Below are 24,478 nucleotides of genomic sequence, written 5' to 3'. Positions count from 1 at the left end.
GCGGCACCGGGCAGCCTGCAGCCCTGCCGTACGGAGGGAGCGCGGCCGTGCGCCGGCCGAGGCCCCACCGTGGCACGGCCCGCCCCACCGGCCGCCGGACGCCGGGCGGCACCTCGCACCGGCCCCGCCCCCGAACACCCCACCCCCGCACGCCGACTAACGCACACCAAGCCCACCGCCGGGACCCGCCGCCGGCCGGCGCCCGCAACCCCACGCCCGGGCCACCCACACCCGCCCCGCACGGGCACGGCCGGCCCGCCCGGCACGCACCGCACCGACCCCGGCCCCGGCCCCGGCCCCGAACACCCCACCCCCGCCAGCCGCCTGACGCACACCACGCCCACCACCGCATCCGGCTGCCTGCCGGTGCCCGGAGCGCGATGTCCGGGCCACCCGCACGCGCCCGGTGCGGGCGCGGCCGGGCGGTCGCGCCCGGCCCGCTGAGGCGCGCCGCCGCGCGACGCGCGCACCCCGGCCCGGCGGCATGACCGCCGGGACCCCGACACGTACGAGTCCACCCCCCTCATCCGCACGGAAGCCGGGAGACCGCATGACCGACGAACGCTCTCAGGAATCGCCCGGACAGCACGGGCTGTCCGACGCCAAACAGCGACTCCTGGACCGGTGGCTGGCCGGCGCCGCCCGGCCCGAGGGCATCGGCAGCCACGACGGCGACGCACCCGTCGCGGCCACGGCGGCCCAGCGCCGGATGTGGGTCCACGCCCGGCTGCTGCCCGGCACCGCCGCCTACAACATCGGGCAGGCCGTCCGTCTGACCGGGCCGCTCGACGTGGTCGCGCTGCGCCGGGCGCTCGCCGAACTCGTCGCGCGCCACGAGGCGTTGCGCACCACGCTCAGCGCCCGCGACGACGACGCGGTGACGCAGGTGGTGGCCCCCGCGCTCGAACTGCCGCTGCGCCGGGACGACTCCGGAGGCGACCGGTCGGCCGAGGCCGGCTGGATCGCCGCTCTGGACACCGAGCCGTTCGACCTGGAGCGCGGCCCGCTGGTCCGGTTCGGGCTCCTGCGGCACGCCGACGGGGAGCACGTCCTGATGCTGGTGGTGCACCACGCGGTCGCCGACGGGCTGTCGCTCGGCGTGCTGCTGCGCGAACTGTTCGCGCTGTACGAGGCGTTCACCTCCGGCCTGCCGAGCCCGCTGCCCCCGCCGCAGGTCACCTACCGGGACTACGCGCGCTGGCGCGAGAAGCGGGAGGCGGGGCCTGAGTACGCCGCGCACCTCGCGGCCTGGCGGGAGAAGCTGGGCGGTGAGCCGCCGCGGCTCGACCTGCCCACCGACCGGCCCCGTCCGCCGGTGGCCGGCTCGCTGGGCGTCTCGCACCGCTTCACCCTGGACCCGCGGGTCTGGTCGGCGGTCCGCGAGCTGGCCCGCCGGCACGACGCGACCCCGTACATGGCCGCGGTGGCCGCGCTCACCGCGCTGCTGCACCGGTACACCGGGCAGCAGGCGGTGCCGGTCGGCTCGGTCGTGCACGGCCGTGAGCGGCCCGAACTCCAGCAGGCCGTCGGCTGCTTCGCCGACACGGTGGTGCTGCGCACGGCGGTGGAGCCCGACACCCCGTTCGGGGAGCTGCTGGACCGGGTGCGGGGCACCTGCCACGAGGCGTACGCCCGGCAGGAGGTGTCGCTCGACGCGATCGCGACCGAACTGCGCTGGGACCGTTCGACCGGCGCGGGCCCGCTGCCGCAGGTGCTCGCGGTGATGCAGAGTCCGCCGCAGGGCGCCGAGGTCGCGGGGCTGCGGGCCGAACCGGTCGAGCAGGAGGTGGACTCGGCGCGCTTCGACCTGGTGCTCAACTGCTGGGAGACGGGGGGCACCCTGCACGGCGCGGTCACCGGCAACGCGGACCTGTACGACCGGGAGAGCGTGGCCCGTACCGCCGGCCACCTGGTGCGGCTGCTGGCCGACGTCGCCGAACGGGGCGAGCACACGACCGCGGGCGGGCTGGAGGTCGTGCCGGACGCGGAGCGGGAGCTGCTGCTGCGCTGGGGCCGCCCGGTGGAGGGGGACGACCCGCTGGTGGACCGGGACCTGGCCGCCCTGGTGCGCGAGGCGGCGCTGCGCGACCCGGGCGCGGTGGCCGTGGAGTGCGGCGACCGGTCCCTGACCTACGGCGAGTTGGAGGCGCGGGCGGCCGGCCTGGCGGCACGGCTGCGCGCGTCCGGGGTGGGCCCGGAGACGCTGGTCGGGGTGTTGCTGGAACGCTCGGTGGACCTCGTGGTGGCGCTGCTGGGGGTGCTCAAGTCGCAGGGCGCGTTCGTGCCGTTGGAGGTGTCCTGGCCGTCGGCGCGGGTCCAGGACCTCGCGGACCGGTGCGGGCTGTCCCTGGTGGTCGGCGGCGAGGAGGCGGACCGGCTGCTGGCGGGCAGCGGTGTACGGGTGGTGCGCCCGGACGCCGGCGGGGACGGGGCGGACGCGGGGCCGGAACCGGAGCCGGCGGGCCGGACCGACATGGAGCGGATCGCGTACGTGATCCACACCTCGGGCTCCACCGGCACCCCGAAGGGCGTGATGATCCGGCACCAGGCGATCTGCAACCGGATGCTGTGGCAGATCGGCAAGCTGGGCCTGCGGCCCGACGACGCGGTGCTGCACAAGGCGCCGTTGGGCTTCGACATCTCGATCAACGAGATCTTCCTGCCGCTGGTGGCCGGTGCCCGCCTGGTGGTGGCCGAGCCGGGCGACGACGGTGACGTGGACCGGCTGCTGGAGACGATCGAGGGGCGCTGCGTCACCTTCCTGTACATCGTGGCCTCGATGCTCGACGTGCTCCTGGAGCGGGTGGACGCGGCACGCAGGCTGCGCTCGCTGCGCCACCTGTGGTGCGGCGGCGAGGCGTTGACGGCCGACCTGTACGCACGGTTCCGGCAGGTCTCGCCGGCCCGGATGTACCACGGGTACGGTCCGGCCGAGACGACCATCGGCGTCAGCTGCCGGGTGTTCGAGCCGTCGGAGTCGACCCGGCGCGTCACCATCGGCCGGCCGAACCCCAACGCCCGCCTGTACGTGCTGGACGCCGCGCTGCGCCCGGTGCCGGTGGGCGTGGGCGGTGAACTGCACATCGGCGGGCTGCCGTTGGCCCGCGGCTACCTGGGCGACCCGGAGCGGACCGCCGAGTCGTTCATCGCCGACCCGTACGCGGACACGCCCGGCGCGCGGATGTACCGCACCGGGGACCTGGCGCGGTTCACCCCCGGCGGCGAGATCGAGTTCCTGGGCCGCGCCGACGACCAGGTGAAGATCCGCGGCTTCCGGGTGGAGCCCGGTGAGGTCGCCGCGGTCCTGGCCCGGCATCCGGCGGTGCGGCAGGCGGCGGTGCTGGCGCGGACGGCGGCCGGCGGCGGGCACGAGCTGGTCGGGTACTGCTCGGTGCGCACCGGCGCCGAGGGTGAGCAGGGCGCGGCGGGACCGGCGTCGGAGGCTGATCCGGCAGGGATGGCCGGTGCGGCGGCGGAGCCGGGTCCGGCCGATCCGGGTGGTGAGGAGCTGCGCGGCTGGCTGGCCGGGCTGCTGCCGGCGCACGCGGTGCCGCGCGCGGTCCTGGTGCTCGCCGAGCTGCCGCTGACCACCGCGGGCAAGGTCGACCGCAAGGCCCTGGGCGCACTGCCGCTGCCCTCCTCCGGCGCCGAGGACGGCTGGACCGCGCCCGCGGCCGGCACGCAGGACGCGGTGGCGCGGATCTGGGCCGAACTGCTGGACGTGGACAAGGTCGGCGCGCACGACAACTTCTTCGACCTGGGCGGCCATTCCCTGCTGGTGGTCCGCGCGCAGACGCTCATCGAGCAGCGGATCGGCGTGAAGGTGCCGCTGCTGACGCTCTTCTCCAACGCGACGGTGGCCCGGCTCGCGGCCTACCTCGACACGGGAGGCGGAGAGGGGGCGGACGGCGCGGAGCCGCCGGCCGAGGCCGGCGAGCAGGCCCGGGCCCGGGCGCTGCGCGGCCGGGAGGCGCTGTCCGCGCGCCGCTCGCGCCGCCCCCAGGGCCGCCCGCAGGTCCCGGCGGCCGGGGAGGGCGCGTGATGGGCCCCGAGCAGGGCGCGCCCGCGAGCGCCGCCTTCCCGCTGACCGACACGCAGCAGGCGTACCTGGTCGGCCGCGGCGACGCCTACCCGCTGGGCAACGTGAGCACCCACGCCTACCTGGAGCTGGAGGGGCCGCTGGACGCGGGGCGCTTCGTGCGCGCGTGGCGGCTGCTGGTGGACCGGCACGGGATGCTGCGCACCGTGGTGGACCCGACCCGGCAGGAGCAGCGGGAGCTGGCGGAGGTGCCCGACCCGCCGATCGAGGTGGTGGACCTGCGCGACCGGCCGGCCGACGAGGTCGGCGCGGCGCTCGCCGCGGTGCGCGAGCGGTTGTCGCACGAGGTGCGGCCGGCCGGGGTGTGGCCGCTGTTCTCCGTCGTGGTGTGCCTGCTCCAGGGCGGCACCTGCCGGGTGCACGTCGGCTTCGACGGGCTGACGGTCGACTGGGCGAGCTGGCACGTGATGTACCGGGACCTGGCGGCCTACTACAACGATCCGGCCGCCGAACTGCCGCCGCTCGCGGGCGGGTTCGCCGACTACCTGCGGGAACGGGCGGCCGCGGTGGAGCCGGGCTCCCTGGCGGCGGCCGAGGAGTTCTGGGAGCGTCGGCTGCCGGAGCTGCCGGACGCGCCCGCGCTGCCGCTGCGGGTGGACCCCGACAGCGTGCGCAGTCCCCGCTTCGTGCGCCGGGAGTCGGTGCTCGACCCTGACACCTGGGCGCGGCTGCGACGGCGCGGCGTGGCGGCCGGGCTGACCCCGACCGGTGTGGTGCTCGCCGCCTACGCGGAGGTGATCGCCCGCTGGAGCGCCACCGACCGTTTCACGCTCAACGTGCCGAGCATGAACCGCGACCCGTCGGTGCCCGGCGCGGCGGGCCTGGTCGGCGAGTTCGCGTCCTTCACGCTGGTGGAGGCCGACCACAGCGCGCCGGGCGGCTTCGCCGAGCGGGCCCGGGCTCTTCAGCGGCGGCTGCTGGAGGGCCTGGAACACGGCGAGGCGGGCGGTGTCCGGCTGCTGCGGCGGCTGACCCGCCTGCACGGCGGTGAGCAGGCGCGCATGCCCGTCGTGCTGACCAGCACCCTCGCCCTGGCCGACCCCGAGCCGCACGTCCTGGAGCGCTCGCTGCGGCACGTGTACGGGATCACGCAGACCCCGCAGGTGTACCTGGACGCCCAGGTCGAGGAGCGGCGCGGCAGCCTGGCGTGCAACTGGGACGCGGTGGAGGAGCTGTTCGCGCCGGGCGTGCTGGACGCGATGTTCGGGGCGTGGACCTCGCTGCTGCGGCGGCTGGCGGACGACGGGGAGCTGTGGGACCGCGACGACGTAGGGCTGCTGCCAGCCGAGCAGGCCGCGCGGCGGGAGGCGGCCCAGGGCGCCGCGGTGCCGATCCCGGACGAGCTGGTCCAGGAGGCGTTCCTGCGGCAGGCGGCGGCCCGCCCGGACGCGCCCGCCGTCATCAGCGCCTCGGGCACCTTGGGCTACGGCGCGCTGCGGGCGCGCGCGGCCCGGCTGGCCCGGCGGCTGCGCACGGAAGGCGGCGTCGAGGCGGGCGCGCTGGTGGCGCTGCTGCTGGACAAGGGCGAGGACCAGGTGGTGGCGGCGCTGGCGGTGCTGCTGGCGGGCGGCGCGTACGTCCCGCTCGACCCGGAGTCCCCGCCGGGCCGGCTGGCCGCGCTGCTGGAGGCGGCCTCGGTCGCCGCGGTGGTCACGCACGCCCCGCTGGCCGGGGCGGTGCCGGGCGGTCCGTGGGCGGTGGTGCGCGCGGACGCGGTGGCGGCCGCGGCTCGGGACGCGGGGGCGGAGGACGGCTCCGGCCCCCGGACCGGCGGCTCGCACGGCTCACACGACGCGGACGACTCGCACGGCTCGGCCGGCGCGGACGACTCGTTCGACGACGGCGCAGGGGACCTGCCGCCGTCCGACCGCACCCCCGACGACCTGGCGTACGTGCTGTTCACCTCGGGCACGACCGGCACCCCGAAGGGGGTGATGATCGAGCACCGGGGCGTCGTCAACTGCCTGCGGGCGACCGCGGAGCGCTTCGCGCTCGGTCCGGGCGACCGGTGCCTGGGGCTGACCGCGCTGCACCACGACATGTCGCTGTTCGACGTGTTCGGCGTGCTGGGCGCCGGCGGCACGCTGGTACTGCCCGAGGCCGCGCGGCGCACCGATCCGGCGCACTGGCTGGAGCTGATGGCCCGGCACCGGGTGACGGTGTGGAACTCGGTGCCGGCGATGATGGAGATGCTGCTGGCCCGGCTCGCCGACACGCCCGGCGACCGCGCCGACGACCCGGCGACCCTGCGCCTGGCGTTCCTCGGCGGCGACTGGGTGCCGCTGGCGGCCGTACGGGAGCTGGGCGAGCGGTTTCCCGGGGCCCGGGCGGTCTCGGTGGGCGGCCCGACCGAGACCACGCTGTGGAACATCTGGTACTCGATCGGCAGGCCCGACCCGCGGTGGACGTCCGTCCCCTACGGCACGCCGATCGCCAACACCCGCTACCACGTGCTGGACCGGGCACTGCGGGACCGCCCGGACGGCGTCACCGGTGAGCTGTACTGCTCGGGCCCGGGTGTCACGCGCGGCTACCTGGGCGACGAGGGGGCCGGCCGCGGCGCCTTCGCCACCCACCCACGCACCGGTGAACGCCTCTACCGCAGCGGCGACCTGGGGCGTTACCGGGCGGACGGCGTGATCGAGTTCGCCGGGCGGGCGGACGGCCAGGTACAGATCGCCGGGCGCCGGGTCGAGCCGGCCGAGGTGGAGGCGGCCCTGGCCGCGCATCCGGGCGTGGCCCGGGCCGCGGTGGTGCCGGTGCGGCGCGAGCAGGCGGCCGGCCACCGGGGGCTCGCCGCGTTCGCGGTGCCGGTCCCCGGCCGGGCCGCGCCGGATCCCGCGGAGCTGCGGGCCCACCTGGGCGGCCTGCTGCCCGCCCACCTGGTACCCGGGAGCATCGTGACCTGCGCGAGCCTGCCGCTGACCCGGAACGGCAAGGTGGACCGGGACGCCCTGGCGCGCGAGGCGGCGGCGACGCCGCCCACCGCCACCGCCACCGCTGTCGCCGTGGGCGGCGACGCGACGGGCGGCGACGCCGGCGGCGACGGTTCCGCCGCCGACCCGCTGGTCGAGCTGCTGGCCAGGACGTGGGCGTCGGCCCTGGGGCTGGCGCACGTCGGGCCGCACGACAACTTCTTCGCGCTCGGCGGGGACTCGCTGGTCGGGGCGCGCATCCTGGCGCGGCTGCGCGACGCCTTCCCCGACGAGCGCCTCTCGCCGCGCGCGCTCATGGCCACCTCGGACGTGGTGGGCATGGCGCGGGTGCTGGCGGAGGAGGAGGCCGAGCCGGGCCGGATGGCGCAGATCGCCGCGGTGCACCTCTACGTGGCCGACCTGTCCCCTGAGGACCTGGACGCCGCGCTGGCCGGCGAGCAGGCACCGCCGGGAGGCGCGTCATGAGCGGCGACGCGCCGCTCGACCCGCGCCGGGCGGAGCTGCTGCGCCGCGCCCTGGCGGCGCGCGGCCTCGGCGGCGCGGCCGCGCCGCCGCCGTCCGGAGCGCGGCGCCCGCGGCTGCCGGCGCCGCTGTCCACCGCGCAGCGCCGGATGTGGTTCCTGCACCAGTTGGCGCCCGACGACCCGGCCTACCACCTCACGGTGGGGGTGCGGCTGGACGGCGCGCTGGACGCCGGGCGGCTGCGGGAGGCGTTCGAGGAGGTGACCCGGCGCCACGAGGTGCTCAGGACGGTCTACCGCGGCGCCTCCCCGCAGGAGGCGGAGCAGGTCGCCGCCCCCGCGGACGCCGTGCTGTCCTTCGAGCGGCGCGAACTGCCGCCGGACGCCGACCCGTCGCGCGTGGAGCGGACGGTCAGGGCGTGGTCGGACCGGCCGTTCGACCTCGGGCGCGACCTGCCGCTGCGGCTGCTGCTCCTGCGCCGGTCGGACCACGGGCACCTGCTGTTCCTGACGATCCACCACATCGCCTGCGACGACCTGTCGTGGCAGGTGCTGCTCGGCGAGGCGTCGGCCGCCTACCGCGGCGACGGGCAGGGCCCGCCCGCGGCCCGGCAGTACGCGGACTTCGCGCGCTGGGAGGCCGAGGAGCTCGCCGGGCCGTCGTTCGAGGAGTCGCGCGCCTACTGGCGGCGGCTGCTGGCCGGCCCGCCCGGGACCGTACGGCTGCCCGCCGACCAGCCGCGCCCGCCGCGGCCGCCCCGGCTCGGGGTCCGGCGCAGGGCGGCGGTCGCCCCCGGCACGGCCGCGCGCGTCCGGGAGCTGGCGCGCGCCGCGCACGCGTCGCCGTACATGGTGCTGCTCACGGCCGCCGCGTTGCTGCTGCGGCGCTGCGGGTCGTACGGGCGGGTGCCGTTCGGCACGCCCGTGGTGCGCCGTCCCCGGCCCGAGTACGAGCCGCTGGTCGGCAACTTCGGCAACGTGATGGTGCTGCCGGTGGACGTGGGCGGTCCGGGCGCGGAACCCGATCCCGGGGAGCTGCTGCGGCAGGTGCGCGAGCTGTGCGCGCAGGCGTACGCGCACCAGCACGTGCCGTTCGAGACGGTGGTGGCCGACGCGCGGCCGGACCGGGGCGGCGGCGCGCCTCGGCTGTTCGACGTGATGTTCTCCTCCCGCTCCCAACTGCTCGGCGGCCTGGACCTGCCGGGCGTGCGGTGCGCGGAGTACCCGGTGGACCCGGGGACGTCGCGGTTCGACCTCGTCCTGGACGTCGCCGACAGCGCCGACCCGGTCGGGAGGAGCGCGCCGGGCACACCGGGCACGCCCGGTACGCCGGGCGAGGGCGCCCCGTCGCCGCCCGGCGACGGCGGCATGTACGTGACCGTGACCGCACGGGCCGACATGTTCACCGCCGCCACCACCCAGCGCCTTGCCGACCGGTTCGCCGCCCTCATCGAGGAGCTGGCCGCCGCGGCCCCGGGCGCGACACCACCACTGCCGACCGGCGCGGGCCGCGACGAGCGCCCGCACCGCGAAGGGACACCGGACATGCACGACACCTCCGCCGCCACCACGGCCGGCAGATCCGCCGCCGCCCCCGAGCCCGGCCCCGACTACGACCCCGACCTCGACATCGCCGTCATCGGCATGGCCGGCCGCTTCCCCGGCGCCGCCACGCTGGAGGAATTCTGGTCCGGCCTCGCGCAGGGCCGCGAGTCCGTGACGTCCTTCACCGCCGAGGAGTTCACGGCCGCGGGCAACGACCCGCGCGCGCTGGACGATCCGAGCCTGGTGCGCAAGGAGGCAGCGGTCGAGGGCATCGACCTGTTCGACGCGGACTTCTTCGGCTACCGGCCCTCCGAGGCCGAACTCCTCGACCCGCAGCAGCGGTTGTTCCTGGAGTGCGCCTACCACGCCTTGCAGCAGGCCGGTTGCGCGCCGCGCGAGTACCCCGGACTGATCGGGGTGTACGCGGGGTCGAGCCAGAGCCGCTACTTCCTGGAGCGGGTGCACCCGCACATCGCGGACGCGCCGCGCTCGATGGCGCTGCTGCCGGCGGTGTCGGCCAACTCGCCCAGCACGTTCGCCACCCGGGTCTGCTACGAGCTGGGGCTGACCGGCCCCGGCATCACCGTGGCGACCGCCTGCTCGACCTCCCTGGTCGCGCTCCACCTGGCCTGCCGCGACCTGCTGGACCACGCCTGCGACGTGGCGCTCGCCGGCGGCGCCTCGCTCAACCCCCGCCCGCACACCGGCTACCACCACATCCCCGACGGCCCGCTGTCGCCCGACGCGCGCTGCCGCGCCTTCGACGCGGGCGCGAACGGCATGTTCCCCGGCGACGGGGTCGGCGTGGTGGTGCTGAAGCGGCTGGCCGACGCGCTCGCCGACGGCGACCCGATCCGGGCGGTCGTCAAGGGCTCGGCGGTGAACAACGACGGCGACCGCAAGGCGGGGTTCTCCGCGCCCAGCGCGGCGGGACAGCGCGAGGTGATCCTCGCCGCGCACGCCGCCGCGGGCGTCGCCGCGTCCGACATCGGGTACGTCGAGGCGCACGGCACCGGGACCCCGGTGGGCGACCCCATCGAACTCCAGGCTCTGCTGGAGGCGTTCGCCGCCGACCCGGAGACCGGGCAGCGGCCCGGCTCCTGCGCGCTCGGCTCGGTGAAGACCAACGTCGGGCACCTGGACGCGGCCGCGGGCATCGCCGGGGTGATCAAGACGGTGCTGGCGCTGGAGCACGAAGAGCTGCCTCCCAGCCTGCACTTCGAACGCCCCAACCCGCTGATCCCGCTGGAGGGAAGCCCGTTCCGGGTGGTGACGGAGCCGACCGGGTGGAAGCGCACCGCGGGCGCGCCGCGCCGGGCCGGCGTCAGCGCCTTCGGCATCGGGGGCACCAACGCCCACGTCGTCCTCCAGGAGGCGCCGCTCCTCACGGCGCCGGAGCCCGACCCGCGCCCCCACCACCTGCTGACGGTGTCGGCGAAGTCGCCGCAGGCCCTCGCGGACACCGCGGCCTTGCTCGCCGACGGGATCGAGGGCCGGACCGTTCTCGAACTGTCCGACGTGGCCCAGACGTTGCGCTCGGGCCGCGAGGAGTTCGAGCACCGCCTCGCCGTCACCGCGGCCGACCTCCCCTCGGCGGTGCGGGCGCTGCGGCGGGGCGCGGGCAGCACCGGCCGGGCGACGGCCGCGCGTGCGGTGGCGCTGCTCTTCCCCGGCGGCGGCACGCAGTTCGCCGGCATGGGCACCGGACTCCACGACCACGAGCCGGTGTTCCGCGCCGAGATGGACCGGGCGGCGGCCGTGATGGCCACGCTGGGCCGGGATCTGCGGGCCGAACTCGCCCGCGACGGCGCCGGGTTCCCGGGCGTGGTCGCGACCGGCTACGCGGTGGCCCGCCAGTTGGAGGCGTACGGGGTGCGCCCGGTCGCGCTGCTCGGGCACAGCCTCGGCGAGTACACCGCGGCCTGCGTGGCCGGGGTGATGTCGCTGGAGGACGCGCTGCCGCTGGTCGCCGAGCGCGAGCGGCTGATGACGGAGGCGGGCGGCGCCACGCTGAGCGTGCTGCTCGGCGAGGAGCAGGTGCGGGCCCGGCTGACCGGCGGGCTCGGCGTCGCGGCCGTCAACGGCCCCCTGCACTGCTCGGTGTCCGGCCCGGTGGCCGAGGTCGAGGAACTGGAGCGGCGGCTGGCCGAGGAGGGCGTGGACCACTCACGGCTGCGGCTGGCGACCGCCGTGCACTCCGCGCTGCTGGAGCCGGTCCTCCCGCGGTACGCCGAGGCGCTGGCGCGGGTCGCGCTGCACGCCCCGGCCGTCCCGATCATCTCCAACGTCACCGCCGCGCCGCTCACCGCCGAGGAGGCGACGGACCCGCGGTACTGGCTGCGGCACACCCGGCACACCGTCCGCTTCGCCGAGGGCCTGGCGGCCGTGCACGGCGAGCGCGGACCGGTGCTCGTGGAGGTCGGGCCGAGCCGCGGCCTGACCCGGCTGGCCGGGCTCCAGCTCGGCGGGAGTGCCGTCGCGGTCTCCGCCATGCGGCACCCCCGGGACGGCTACGGCGACACCGAGGCACTGACCACCGCGCTCGGCGCGGTGTGGGCGGCCGGCGGCACCATCGACCGGCACGCCCCCTACGGCGACCGGCCGCCGCGCCGGCTGCCGCTGCCCGGGTACGCCTTCCAGCGGCGCCGGTTCTGGATGGACCCGCCCCGGCGGTCCCCGCAGGCCGGCACCTACCTGGTGCCCGACGGGCTGCGCGAGCCGGCGTTCGACCGGGCCCTGGAACTGGCCGCGCGCGGCAGCCGGCTGCTGGTGGCCGGCGGCGGCGGGGAGGCGACGGCCGCGTCCGTCGCGCACGTGGACCCCGCCGACGAGGCCGCCCGGCTCGCCGAGGACGACACGCTGCTGCGCGGCCGGATCGCGGTCGTGCACCCGCCGGCCGAGTTGCAGAGCGTCATGGACGCGCTGTGTGCCCGCCACATCATGCGGTTCCTGCACCGCGCGGGGGTGCGCACCGCCGGGGGCGCCACGACCACCGTCGAGGAGGTCGCCGCGACAGTCCGCGTCGTGGCCGGCTACCGGCCGTTCCTCGACGCGATGCTCGCGGTGCTGGCCGAGGACGGCTCCATCGCCCTGGACGGCGGGCGGGTCTCCTTCCGCACCCGGCCGGGCGACGCCGCCGACCTCGGCGCGGAACCCGGCATCGAGGAGCTGGAGGCCCTGGTGCGCTCCCGGTACCCGGACCGGATCGACGAGTTGGACCTGCTGCGGCGGTGTGCCGAGCGCTACCCGGAGGTGCTGTCCGGCGCCGTCGAGGGGCACCAGGTGCTGCTGCCCGACGGTGCGGGCGACATCTCGCAGGACGTGGTGGACCAGCGCATCGGCAGCAGCGACGTCGCCGTCCACACCCGCCTGGTGGCGCAGGCGGTCGCCCGGCTCGCCCGGCAGGCGCGCGGCGGGCGGCTGCGGGTGCTGGAGGTCGGCGCCGGCCGCGGCTACCTGACCTGGGACGTGGTCGAGGCGCTCAAGGGCATCCCGGGGGTCGAGTACCACTTCACCGACCTCGGCCGGTCCTTCGTGCTGGCCGGGCAGCGGGAGGCGGCCGAGCGGGAGGCGGACTTCATGCGGTTCGGGGTGCTGGACATCTCCGGCGACCCGGCCCCGCAGGGCTTCCCCGCCGGCGGCTTCGACGTGGTGCTCGCCTTCAACGTGCTGCACGCCACGCCGGACCTGCGCGACACGCTGGGCAACGTGCGGTCGCTGCTCGCCGACGGCGGGCGGCTGTTCCTGCTGGAGGCCACCCGGCAGCGGCGCCCGTCGATGCTGACGGCGGGGCTGTTCGCCGGATGGTGGTACTTCCGCGACGACCTGCGCGAGCACTCCCCGCTGCTGCCGCCGGAGGGCTGGCGCGGCGTGCTCGGCGAGCGCGGCTTCGACGAGGTGCAGGTCTTCCCGCGCGACGCCGGCCGGCTGGAGGAGGCCGACCACGCGCTGCTGACCGCGCGCAGCCCGCTGCCGGACGAGGCGGCGCAGCGCGCCGGGCGGATCCGCCGGCTGGAGGAGGCCGGCGGCACCGTCGAGGTGATCGCGCCCGAAGCCGCGCGCGCCCTGAGCGCCGCGCTCGGCACGGTCCTGGACACGCCGGACCCGGTGGTGCTGCGGCTGATGGAGGCCGCGGAGCCGTCGCCCGCCGGGCCCGCTGCCGCCGACGCGCCGGCCGCGCGGACGCCCGCGGCGGGCGGGCTGTACGGCGGCGGCTCGGCGTTCAACGCCCGCCCGCCGCTGGACACGCCGTACGTCGAACCGCGCGACGACCTGGAGCGGACGGTCGCCCGCGCCTGGGCGGCGGTGCTCGGCATCGACCGGGTGGGCGCGCATGACGACTTCTTCGACCTGGGCGGCGAGTCGCTGCTGGCCATGCAGTTGGTCACCAGGCTGCGGGAGGAGTTGGACGTGGCCCTGTCCGTCCGGTCGTTCTTCGACGCGGGCGAGCCCACCGTCGCGGTCCTCGCCGCGCTGATCGAGCGTTCCCGCGCGGCGGGCCCCGCGCCCGCCGCCATCGCCCCGAGCCCGCGCCGGGCCAAGACCGCCACCGCGCAGGAGTGAGAGCCCGCATGTCCCTGGAACCCGCAGCGTCCGCCACTCCGGACCCCACCGCCGCGTCCCCGTCCCCCGCCTCACCCGCCTCACCCGGCCGGCAAGCACCGTCCGCCGGGCCCGCCGTGTCCCCGGCGCCGTCCCAGTCCGCACCGCCTGCCGCACCCGCCGCACCCGCCGACCCGGTGCCGACGGCGCCGCTGGAGTTCCCCGCCTCCTACGACCAGGAGCGCATGTGGTTCTTCCACCGGCTCGACCCGGGCAACCCCACCTACAACGTGCCGCTGGTCCTGCGGCTGCGCGGTGCGCTCGACGCGGCGCGGCTGGACCGCGCGCTGCGGCGCGTGGTGGAGCGCCACGAGATCCTGCGGACCACGTACGCCGCCGGAACCGACGGCGCGCTGCGCCAGTTCGTGCACGAGCGCGCGGACGTCCGTCTGGAGGTCCGCGACCTCGGCGGCCCGGCTCCCGCCGAGCCGGCGACGGACGATCCGCGGGTGCGGGCGAGCGTGCGCGAGACGGTGCGCGCGCCGTTCGACCTGACCGGCCGGCCACCGCTGCGGGCACGGCTGGTCCGGCTGGCCGCGGACGACCACCTGCTGGTGTTCTGCGTGCACCACATCGCCACCGACGGCTGGTCGCTCGGACTGCTGGTGACCGAACTCGACGCGTTCTACCGCGCCGACGCCGAGGGTCGGCCGGACGGACTGCCGGACCTGCCCATCCAGTACGCCGACTACGCCGAGTGGCAGCGGGACACCCTCACACCGGAGGCGCTGGCCGACCGCTACGACCACTGGCGCGAGGTGCTGGCCGGCCTGCCGCCGAGGATCGCCCTGCCCACCGACCGGCCGCGGCCGGCGGAGCCGACCTTCCGCGGTGCCCGCGTGGACTTCGACCTGCCGGCCGGCACCGCGCGCGGGATACGCGCGCTCGCCCGCCGGCACGGCGCCACCTTGCACATGGCGCTGCTCGCCGGCTGGAACGCGCTGCTGCACCGCTACGGGGCCGGCTCACGCATCGTGGTCGGCACCCTGCTCGCCAACCGGGACAACGAGCAACTGGCGCCGCTGATGGGCCTGTTCGTCAACACCCTGCCGGTCCGCGTGGACGTCGATCCCGACCAGCCGTTCACCGCGCTGCTGGCGGCGGTCCGGGCGGCCTCGCTCGACGTGCAGGCCCACCAGGACACGCCGGTGGACGGTCTGGTGCACGCGCTCGGCGCCGGCCAGGACGCCGGCGGCGGCCGGTCGGGCGCCTCCCACGACGGCGCCGGCGGCAACCCGCTGTTCCAGGTGCTGTTCGCGCTGCAGAACTTCGCCGACCAGCGGCTCCGGTTGGGCGGTCTGGACGTGGAGCGCGTGGACGACGAGGAGGAGTCCACCCGCTTCGACCTCGAACTGCACGTGTGGGAGCACCCCGAGCACCTGCACGGCTCCCTCGTGTTCGACACGGACCTGTTCGACCTGGCGACCGCCGAGCGGATCGCCGCCCACTACCGCCGGTTGCTGGACTCCGCCGTCCTCGACCCGGACGCGCCGGTCGGCCGGCTGCCGCTGCGCCCGGCGCCGCGGGAGCGGGAGCTGGCGGAGGCGATGGCGCGCGGCGGGCTGCTGGTCCGCGACGCGGGCGGGCTGGTGCCGCCCGAGGGTGTGCCGGGAGAGGTGTGGACGGCCGACGGCGCGCACACCGGCCTGCGGGGCGTGCTCGGGCCCGACGGCGCCGTGCGGGTGCTGGACGCGGTGGGCTTCGACGGTGTGGTGCCCGGTCGCGTGGAGATCGGCGGGCGGAGCGTCCAGCCGGCCGCCGTGGAGGAGGAGTTGCTGCGCGCCGCGCCCGGCCTGGCGGACGTGGCGGTCGTACCGCGCGCGGGCGCGGACGGCGGGGCGGAACTGCTCGCCTACGTGGTGCCGGACGGGCCGGCGGACACCGCCGACCTGGCCGCGCACCTGCCGGTGCCGGGGTCGGTGGTGCCGGTGTCGCGGCTGCCGCTGACACCGGACGGCGCGGTGGACGTGCCCGCGCTGCTGCGACTGCCGGTCGCCGACGCGATCGAGGCGGGCCGACTGGAGAAGCGGCTGCGCGCCGACCGGCCCGGTGCCCGGGTCGCGGTGCTGCCGGCCCCGGCCGCGCCGGCCTCGCTCCCCCGTCTCCCCCGGCCGTCCGCCCCGGCCGTCCGGCAGCCGGCCGGCGCCCCCGGCCCCGCCGCGGCTCCGGCGGACGGGCCGCCGGCCCTGGTCGACGGCGGGCCGGCCGTGCCCCCGGTGGACCGCACGCTCGTCGAGACGCTGGAGCGCGTGGCCGGCTCGGCCGTCGGCGACCTCGTCCTGCTGCGCGAGGACGGCGGCTCGACCCGGCTGGCCTACGGCGAGCTGCGGGAGCGGGCGCTGCGGGCGCTGGGCGGGCTGCGGGCCCTCGGCCTGGGGCCGGGCGACCGGGTGCTGCTGCAACTGGAGGACCACGTCGCCTTCCTGACGGTGCTGTGGGCGTGCGTGCTCGGCGGCCAGGTCGCGGTGCCGCTGGCGGTGCCCGCCGACTACGCCGCGGGCGACGCGGCGTGCGGCCGGCTGCGGGGGGCGTGGGACGCACTGGAGCGCCCGCTCGTGGTGACCGCGGACGCGCGCCTGGCGGAGCTGCGGGCCGCCGCCGCGGGCTGGCCGGACCTGCGCGCCGCCGGGTCGGACGCGCTCTGCGCCGCCGGGCCGGCGGCGCCCCGCCCGGCCGACCCGGACGACCCGGTGCTGCTGATGCTCACCTCCGGCAGCACCGGCCGGCCGAAGGCGGTGGTGCTGCGGCACCGCAACGTGCTCGCCCGCAGCGCGGGCACCGCGGCCCTCAACGGGCTCGGCCCGCAGGACGTGTCGGTGAACTGGCTGCCGCTGGACCACGTCGGCGGGGTGGTGATGTTCCACCTGCGGGACACCTACCTCGGCTGCCGCCAGGTGCACGCCCCCGCCCGCTGGGTGCTGCGCGACCCGCTGCGCTGGCTGGACCTGGCGCACCGCCACCGCGCGACCATGACGTGGGCGCCGAACTTCGCGTTCGGGCTGGTCGGCGACCGCGCGGCGGAGCTGCCGGAGCGCGGCGCCGGCTGGGACCTGTCGCCGCTGCGGTTCGTGATGAACGCGGGCGAGGCGATCGTGCCGCGGGTGGCCCGCCGCTGGCTGCGGCTGCTCGCGCCGTTCGGGCTGCCCGGCACCGCGATGCGCCCGGCGTGGGGGATGTCGGAGACCTCCTCGGCGATGGTCTACTCCGACCGGTTCACGCTGGGGACGACCTCCGACGACGACGCCTTCGCGGAGGTCGGCGCGCCGCTGCCCGGCTGCGCGGTACGGATCGTGGACGGTCCGCAGGAGGCCCCCCGCGTGCTGGCCGAGGGCGCGACCGGGCGGCTCCAGGTGCGCGGTGCCACCGTGACGACCGGCTACCTCGCGGCCCCGGAGCAGAACGCGGCGGCGTTCACGGGCGACGGCTGGTTCGACACCGGCGACCTCGGCACGCTGACCGGCGGCCGGCTGACTCTGACCGGCCGTGCCAAGGACGTGGTGATCCTCAACGGCGTCAACCACCACAGCCATGAGATCGAGTCGGCGGTGGAGGAACTGGACTGCGTGGAGCCGTCGTTCACCGCCGCGGTGGCGGTGCGGCCGCCCGGGGCGGGCGGCGACGAACTGGCGGTGTTCTTCCACCCGCGCGGCGCGGACGGGCCGGAGGAGACCGCCCGCCGGGTGCGGCACGCGGTGCTGGACCGGATCGGCGTGAACCCCCGGTTCGTGCTGCCGGTGGAGCAGGCGGAGATCCCGAAGACGGAGATCGGGAAGATCCAGCGGGCCGCGCTGCGGGCCCGCTTCGAGGCCGGTGCGTTCACCGCGCTGGACACGGCCACCCTGCCCGACCACTTCCACCGGCCGGTGTGGGTGCCGCGCGCCCTGCCGCCGTCCCCGCCCGAGCAGGCCGCCACACCCGAGCCGGGCGCCCCACCCGAGCAGGCCCCGCCCGGTCCGGTGCTCCTGCTGCCGGACGGCGGCGGCGTCGCCGGGCGCCTCGCCGTCCTGCTGCGCGCCGCCGGCCGGGAGGTCGTCGTGGCGGACGGGCCCGGCGCCGGTCCGCCCGAGGGCTGCCGGCCCGCGGCCGTGGTGGACCTGCGCTGCTTCGGCGGCCGGCCGGCCGCCGGCACGCGGCAGGACCGCCGGGAGGGGTACGGCCTGCTGGAGCTGCCCCGGCGGTGCGGCCGGGCCGGCGCGGTGTACGTGGTGACCTGTGACGCGGTGGCCGCGCTCCCCCACGAGGTCCCGGACCCGGAACGGGCCGCGCTGGCCGGGGTGCTGGCCACCCTCGGCCACGAGCTGCCCGGCGCACGGGTGCTGCACCTGGACCTCCCGGACGGCGACGCGGACGAGGTCGCGGCGCTGCTCGCCGCGGAGGTGGACCGTCTGCCGCGCGAGCGCGTGGTGGCCCACCGCGAAGGCCGGCGCCTGGCCCGGCGGCTGGTGCCCGCGCGGGAGGCCGGCCCGGACCGGCCGCCGTTCCGCCCGGGCGGCCGCTACCTGGTCACCGGCGGCGCCGGAGGCGTCGGCCTGCTGCTGGCCCGGGAGTTGACCGAGGTGTACGGCGCCGGGGTGCTGTGCCTGGGGCGTGGGCCGCGGCCGGACGCCCTCGTCCCGGCGGCGGAGTACGTCCGCGCCGATGTCGCGGACGCCGCGGCCGTGGGCCGGGCGGTGCGGGAGGCCGAGGAGCGGTGGGGGGCGCGACTGGACGGGGTGCTGCACCTCGCGGGCGCCTACCGCGAGGTTCCGCTCGACGCCTGCGCGCCCGCCGACCTGGACGCGGCGCTGGCCGCCAAGGCCGACGGCGCGCGGGTGCTGGCCGACCTGCTCGGGGACCGGGAGGGCTTGCTCTTCGTCGCGTTCTCCTCGGTGAACGGCCTGTTCGGCGGCGCCTCGGTGGCGGGCTACTCCGCCGCCTCGGCGTACCTGGACGCGCTCGCGGTGGGGCTGCGGGCCCGCGGCCTGGACGCGTACAGCCTGGGGTGGAGCATGTGGGACGAGACCGGGATGAGCGCCGGCCACCCGATGAAGAGCCTGACCCGGGCGCGGGGGTACCGGGTGCTGCCGCCGGACGAGGCGCTGGCCTCGCTCGCGGTGGCGCTCGGCCGGCGGGCGCCGCACCAACTGGTGGGCCTGGACCCGGGCCGGCCGTGGATCGCCGCGCACCTGGCGGGCCCCGCACAGCCGTTGACGGAGCTGGCCGTGCACGCGGAGGAGGAGACCGCGCTGGGCGAGGCGGGCCCGGACCGGTTCGGGACCCTGCCCGCGCCGCGCCGGGTGGTCGTCGGGCCGCTGCCGGTGGACCCGGTCACCGGCGAGGTGGACCGGGAGCGGCTGGCGAAGTCCGGCGCCCGGGAGGGCGCCGCGGACGGCGCGCCGCGCGAGGGTCTGGAGTCGGTGATCGCCGCCGTGTGGGCGGAGGTGCTGGGCGCCGAGGGCATCACGCGGGGCGCGAGCTTCTTCGACCTGGGCGGTGGCTCGCTCCAGGCCACGCGGGTGCACGGGCTGCTCCAGGACCGGCTGGGCCGCGAGGTGCCGATGGTGGAGCTGTTCCGCCGTCCCACGCTGCGCGCGCTGGCCGAGGCGTTGGAGCCGGCGGGCGCGCCGGCACCGGCGGCGGGCGCGCGGGGCCGCGGCCGGGCGGAGCGGCGGCTGCGCGCGGCGGCGGCCCGCCGGGACCGCTGAGCAGCCCCGGGGTCCGCGGGGCACGCGGGAGGGGGCCCGGCCTGGTGCCGGGCCCCCTCGGTCGTGCGACGGGGCGGTTCCCCTCAGGAAGCGGTCTTCGCCAGGGACGGGTCGAGCTGGTCGAGGACCCACGGCAGGCCCAGCGTCGAAGGGTTGCGCAGGAGGGTGATCGTGGTGAGGTCGACCTCCTGGAGGGTGTGGCCCTTGGCCGCCGAGGCCATCAGCGGTGACCGCCCGATCTCCTTCTCCAGCGCGGGCGTCTGGTAGGCGGCGAGCATGAGGTCGGCCGACAGCAGGTCGAGCTTCTCCTTGCTGACCATGCCGACGCCGTTGCTGTTCTTCGCGAGCGCGGTGAGCGCGGGCGCCTGCTTCAGGCCGAGGGACTGGAGGAACCGGACGGCGAAGTCCTGCGGCGAGGACAGGGTGACGATCTGCGCGGCGTCGGCGGCGTAGGTGACGCTGAAGGTCCTGCCCGCGAGCCCGGGGTGCTCGGCCTTCTCGGTGGTCACCGCGTTCTGCGCGCTGGTGATCGCCGCGTCGGACTGCTCGGAGCGGCCGAGGGCGCGGCCGATCTGCCGCTGGCGGTCCTGCCAGGTGTCGGCGGCAGCCGAGGCGAGGGGGGCCAGGGTGGGCGCGATCTCGGAGAGCTTCCCGTAAGTGTCCTGCGGGGCGTAGTCGCCGGTGTCGAGGATGAGGTCGGGGCTGAGGGCGGCGATCTTCTCAAACGGAGGGGTGGTGGTGAGGGGCACGAGCTGCGTGGCGGCGGTGAGCTTGCCCTTCAGCCAGGGGTAGCTGCCGTCGGCGGAGAAGGGGTTGCTGGGGGCCAGCACCGGTACGACGCTGGCGGCGAGTGCGGCGTCGAGGTCGACGGCGGTGAGCGCGACGACCTTCTTGGGCGCGGCCTTGAGGGTGGTGCCGCCCTGCGAGTCCTTGACGGTGAGCGGGAATCCGGTGGACGTGCCGGTGCTGCTCGACGCGGCCGGGGTGCCGGCGCCGCCGGCGTCGTCATGGCCGTCGGAGCCGCACGCGGCGGCGCCCAGCAAGAGCCCGAGGGCGGCCGCGGCGACGGCGAGGGCGCGCGGGGCACGTCTGGGCGTACGGGTGGTGCTGTGCATGGTGGCCTTCCGGGTGGTACGGGTTCGGGCGGGACGGCGTGGTCCGCGGACGTCCGGTGACGACCGCGGACCGCGGGGGGACACCGTGGGAGGGGGAGGTCCGACGACCGGTCAGGTGCGGTCGCCGCGGGCGGGGCGGGACAGCCCGCGGACGGCGATCACGCCGAAGACGGCGACCAGACCGACCGTCCAGGCGACGGTGCCCAGCAGCGGGGCCCGCACCGCGCCCGCGTCGGCCAGTCCGCGCATCGCGTCCGCGCCGCAGCTCAGCGGCAGGGCGCGGACGAGCGGGCGCAGCGCGCCGGGGTAGGAGTCGGCCGGTGCGAAGCCGGTGTTGAAGAAGAGCATGAGCGTGAAGAGCATCGACAGCCCGCTGAGGACGGCGGTGCTGCGGGCGTGGGCGGCGACCGCGCACACCAGGGCCGCGAAGCCGAGGCCGAGCAGCAGCGGCACGGCCAGGAAGAGCGGCAGCGCGGCCGCGCCCAGGTCGCCGTGGGCGCGGAAGCCCAGGGCGTACCCGACCGCGAGGAAGGCGGCGGCGGTCACCAGCGCGCGGGCCAGTTCGGCCTCCAGTCGCCCGATCAGCAGGGACGAGCGGTGCACGGGCATCGCGCGGAACCTGTCGAGCAGGCCCGACTGGCGCTCGCGGATGAGGGAGGCGCCGCTGCCGACGCCGCCGAAGACGGTGCCGACGAGGGTGGCGAGCGGCACGAAGCGGTTGAGGCTGTCGCCGCCGGAGGACGCCGCGACGGTGGAGCCGAAGACGAGCCGGAAGACCAGCAGCAGGCAGACCGGGAAGACCAGGGCCTGGACGAACACCAGGGGCGAGCGCGACCACCGGCGCAACAACCGCCCGGCCTGGAGGGCGCCCTGTCCGAACGCGCCCGTGGTGGCGGTCGTCGTGGTGGCGGTGGTGGTGCTCATCGGCGGCGCCCCTTCGTGCGGTTCATCCGGCCCAGCACGCGGTGGACCAGCCAGGTGAAGGCGGCGAGCAGCGCCACCAGCCAGACGCAGGTGATGGTCACCGGGCGGGCGGTGGGCCCGCCGGCGGCCAGTGACCGGAGCGCGTCCGCCGCCTGCGAGACGGGCTGGTTGCGCACGAACGGCCGGATCCAGCCGGGGAACCCGCTCACCGGGGTGAAGCCGGTGGAGAGCATGGTGAGCAGCAGTTGCGGTACGAGCATCGCCGACGCGGTGTACTCCGGGTTGCCGACGGCCAGGCCGAGCGCGACGCAGCCGACCGCCAGGCACAGTGCGAACGCCAGCGCGAGGACCGCGAAGCCGACCGCCGGTCCGGGGCCGGCCCGGAACCTGAACCCGAAGGCGGCGGCCGTGCCGACCGCGGTGGCCAGCGCGAGGACCGCGCGGCACAGGTCGGCACCGAGCCGCCCGGCCACGGGGGCGAGCCGCCCGAGCGGCATGGTGCGGAACCGGGTGACCATGCCCTGCTGGACGTCGGCGGCGACGGCGTCGGCGGAGCTCATCGCCACGAAGATCATCGCCTGGAGGACGACGATCGGCGGCAGCCACTGGACGTAGTCGATGCCGCGCTGCTCCATCACGCCGCGCATCGGCACGTAGAAGCCCGCGAAGAACACCAGCGGGGTGATCAGGGCGCCGGCGATCTCGGCGGTGTCCCGGCCGAGCAGGGTCACCGACCGCAGCGCCAGCACCCAGGCCTGGGTGAGCCGGGAGGCGGGCCCCCGCCCGGCGGCGGGCAGTGCCGGCGCGCTCATCGAGGGTCCTCGCGCGGGACGCCGGCGGTGGTGGCGGCCGGGGCGGCGGCCGCGGGTGGCCCGGCTGGGGACCGGCCGGCGGGCGTACCGAGCGCGTCCGCGCCGGGAGTCGACGCGTCGGGTGACGTGTCGGTGGCGGACGTCAGCGCGGTGGGTGCCTGTGTGGCGGGCGTGTCCCCGGTGGGCGGGGCCGCGGTGGGTGCCTGCGTGTTGGCGGGCGTGTCCGCGGTGGGCGTGCTTCCGGTGAGGGCGAGGAAGACCTCGTCCAGCGAGGGCCGGCGCAGGGCGATGTCGGTGAGGGCCACACCCGCCGCCTCGGTGCGGCGGACCGCCTCGGTGAGGGTGGCCGGCCCGTCGGGGGCGGGCAGGGCGACGGTGTCGTCCCGCGCGTCGGCGCCGAGTCCCGCCAAGGCGGCGAGCACCCGCGGGACGTCCGCCGGGTCGGCCGGGGTGACCTCGCAGAAGGTCCCGCCGACCTGCTCCTTGAGCTGGTGCGGGGTGCCGATGGCGATCGCCCGGCCGCGGTCGATGACCACGATCCGGTCGGCCAACTGGTCGGCCTCCTCCAGGTACTGGGTGGTGAGCAGCACCGCGACGCCCCGGGCGCGCAGTTCCCGGACGGCGGCCCACAGGGCGAGCCGGCTGCGCGGGTCGAGGCCGGTGGTGGGCTCGTCGAGGAAGACCACGGCGGGGTCGCGCACCAGCCCGGCCGCGAGGTCCAGGCGGCGGCGCATGCCGCCGGAGTAGGTGGCCGTCCGCCGGTCGGCGGCCTCCACCAGGTCGAAGGCGGCGAGGAGTTCGGCGGCGCGCTGCTTGGCGGCGGCCTTGCGCAGGCCGAGCAGCCGGGCGAAGAGCACCAGGTTCTCCCGCCCGGTCAGCTCCTCGTCCACGGAGGCGTACTGCCCGGTCAGCGCGATCGCGCCGCGGACCTCGGCGGGGCGCTCCCGCACGTCGTACCCGGCGACGGTGGCGGTCCCGGAGTCCGGCAGTTCCAGCGTGGACAGCACGTGCACGGTGGTGGTCTTGCCGGCGCCGTTGGGGCCGAGCAGGCCGACGATCTCGCCGGCGGCGACGGTCAGCGACAGGCCGTCGAGCGCGGCGTGCGACCCGTAGGACAGGCGCAGGTCCTCGGCGACGACGGCCGCGGGGGTGGTGGTCATCGGGCGGCTTCCCCTTCCCATGTCCGGGCGGTTGCGGCGCGAGTTTACGACGCACTGTCGCAAATAAGCAAGGCAACCCTAAGTTCCACCCCGCGGCCGACCGTCCCCGCGCCGTCGCGGCGTCAGCCGGTGACCGCCTTCGCCGCGCCGATCCAGCCGGAGAGCTGGTCCATGTACTGCGCCTGGGACACGTAGTCGAGCGTCGCGGAGAGCCAGGGGTGCACCTGGCCGGCGGCCAGGGCGGGGCTCTTCGCGACGGTGGGCTGCTTCGCCAACTGCGCCCGGTCGTAGCCGTCCTGTTCGAGCAGCCACACGTCACCGCCGACCTGGCCGGCGTTCTCCCAGCTGTAGTCGGCCCAGTAGAAGCCCTTGGGCTCGGGCGCGAAGAACTTCACGCCGAGGTCGGAGTACAGCCGCAGCGCCGGGTCGTCCTGGTACTTGGCGGCGTTGATCCCGTCGCTGTCGGCGTAGAGGGCCGCGACGGTGACCGGGTTCGCGGCCGCGGCCTTCCTCAGGCGGTCCGACGCGGCGGTGTACGTCGCCTTCGCCTTGGCGACCGTCGCGGAGTCGGCGCCGAGCGCCAGCGCGAGCTTGGTGGTGTGCTCCACGACGTCCGCGCCGTCGCCGCCGATCAGGATCGTGACGACCGGGGCGATCGCCTCGACCTGCTTCTGCTGGGCCAGGTCCTTGAAGCCGTAGTCGGGCTGGGTGGTGTCGATCGTGCCCTTCTCGTCGGTCGGGTAGACCTCGGAGACGATGATGTCGGGCCTGGCCGCCGCGAGCTTCTCGACGTCGATCTCACCGGCGACCGAGCCGACCTGCTGGACGCCGGAGGTGTCGAGCCCGTCGAAGCGGGCGTCGTCCTTGATCGTCGAGTAGCCCCAGGAGGCGACCGGCTTGAGGCCGTAGTGCATGAGGGGAACGATCTCGTCGTTCATGCCCGCCACGCGGGTCGGCGCGTGGTCGAGCGTCACGGTCTTGCCCAGGTCGTCGGTGAAGGTCCACCGCTGGTGCGAGGCCGCCGCGTCGGAGGTCGAGGAGGAGGTCGAGGAGGAGCAGGCGGCCAGAGCGGCGATCAGAGCCGCGGCGACGAGCGGGAGGAGACGGATGCGTGGAAAGTTCGACATAGTGAGCTTAGGT

At 76.8% G+C, this 24,478-nt stretch carries 9 protein-coding genes; 4 read left to right on the top strand and 5 right to left on the bottom strand.

Translation table 11 applies throughout. The annotated features are described in order from the left end of the window. Nucleotides 1–550: 550 nt before the first annotated feature. The 4 genes from RVR_RS36270 to RVR_RS36255 are packed head-to-tail and all read left to right on the top strand — an operon-like array spanning nucleotide 551 to nucleotide 19,327. Nucleotides 551–4,042, top strand: a complete 3,492-nt coding sequence (locus RVR_RS36270; RefSeq protein WP_202238243.1) for a non-ribosomal peptide synthetase — start codon at nucleotides 551–553, stop codon at nucleotides 4,040–4,042. Then, nucleotides 4,042–7,500, top strand: coding sequence for a non-ribosomal peptide synthetase (locus tag RVR_RS36265; protein ID WP_202238242.1), 3,459 nt, complete (start codon nucleotides 4,042–4,044; stop codon nucleotides 7,498–7,500). Before RVR_RS36270 ends, RVR_RS36265 begins: the two co-directional genes overlap by 1 nt. Beyond that, the gene (locus RVR_RS36260; protein ID WP_202238241.1) at nucleotides 7,497–13,604 is read left to right on the top strand and encodes a type I polyketide synthase; all 6,108 of its coding nucleotides are present in this window, start codon (nucleotides 7,497–7,499) and stop codon (nucleotides 13,602–13,604) included. Before RVR_RS36265 ends, RVR_RS36260 begins: the two co-directional genes overlap by 4 nt. A gap of 8 nt (nucleotides 13,605–13,612) precedes the next feature. Further along, the gene (locus RVR_RS36255) at nucleotides 13,613–19,327 is read left to right on the top strand and encodes an SDR family NAD(P)-dependent oxidoreductase (RefSeq protein ID WP_202238240.1); all 5,715 of its coding nucleotides are present in this window, start codon (nucleotides 13,613–13,615) and stop codon (nucleotides 19,325–19,327) included. 83 nt (nucleotides 19,328–19,410) lie between these two features. On the opposite strand, the gene RVR_RS36250 is transcribed toward RVR_RS36255, so the two are convergent. The 5 genes from RVR_RS36250 to RVR_RS36230 form a co-directional block, all read right to left on the bottom strand. Beyond that, nucleotides 19,411–20,442, bottom strand: coding sequence for an ABC transporter substrate-binding protein (locus tag RVR_RS36250; protein ID WP_202238239.1), 1,032 nt, complete (start codon nucleotides 20,440–20,442; stop codon nucleotides 19,411–19,413). 111 nt (nucleotides 20,443–20,553) lie between these two features. Next, complete coding sequence (locus RVR_RS36245) at nucleotides 20,554–21,366, bottom strand: ABC transporter permease (RefSeq protein ID WP_202238238.1); 813 nt, start codon at nucleotides 21,364–21,366, stop codon at nucleotides 20,554–20,556. Continuing rightward, entirely contained in the window at nucleotides 21,363–22,178 is an 816-nt protein-coding gene (locus RVR_RS36240) for an ABC transporter permease (protein ID WP_202238237.1), read from the bottom strand. Before RVR_RS36240 ends, RVR_RS36245 begins: the two co-directional genes overlap by 4 nt. Beyond that, nucleotides 22,175–23,338: an ATP-binding cassette domain-containing protein gene (locus tag RVR_RS36235; RefSeq protein WP_202238236.1), complete on the bottom strand. Its 1,164-nt coding sequence runs from the start codon at nucleotides 23,336–23,338 to the stop codon at nucleotides 22,175–22,177. Before RVR_RS36235 ends, RVR_RS36240 begins: the two co-directional genes overlap by 4 nt. A gap of 122 nt (nucleotides 23,339–23,460) precedes the next feature. Further along, nucleotides 23,461–24,465, bottom strand: coding sequence for an ABC transporter substrate-binding protein (locus RVR_RS36230; protein WP_202238235.1), 1,005 nt, complete (start codon nucleotides 24,463–24,465; stop codon nucleotides 23,461–23,463). Nucleotides 24,466–24,478: the final 13 nt, after the last annotated feature.

The organism is Streptomyces sp. SN-593, from assembly GCF_016756395.1.
GTDB classification, from domain to species: Bacteria; Actinomycetota; Actinomycetes; order Streptomycetales; family Streptomycetaceae; genus Actinacidiphila; species Actinacidiphila reveromycinica.
This window is presented reverse-complemented; position numbering and strand designations above follow the sequence as displayed.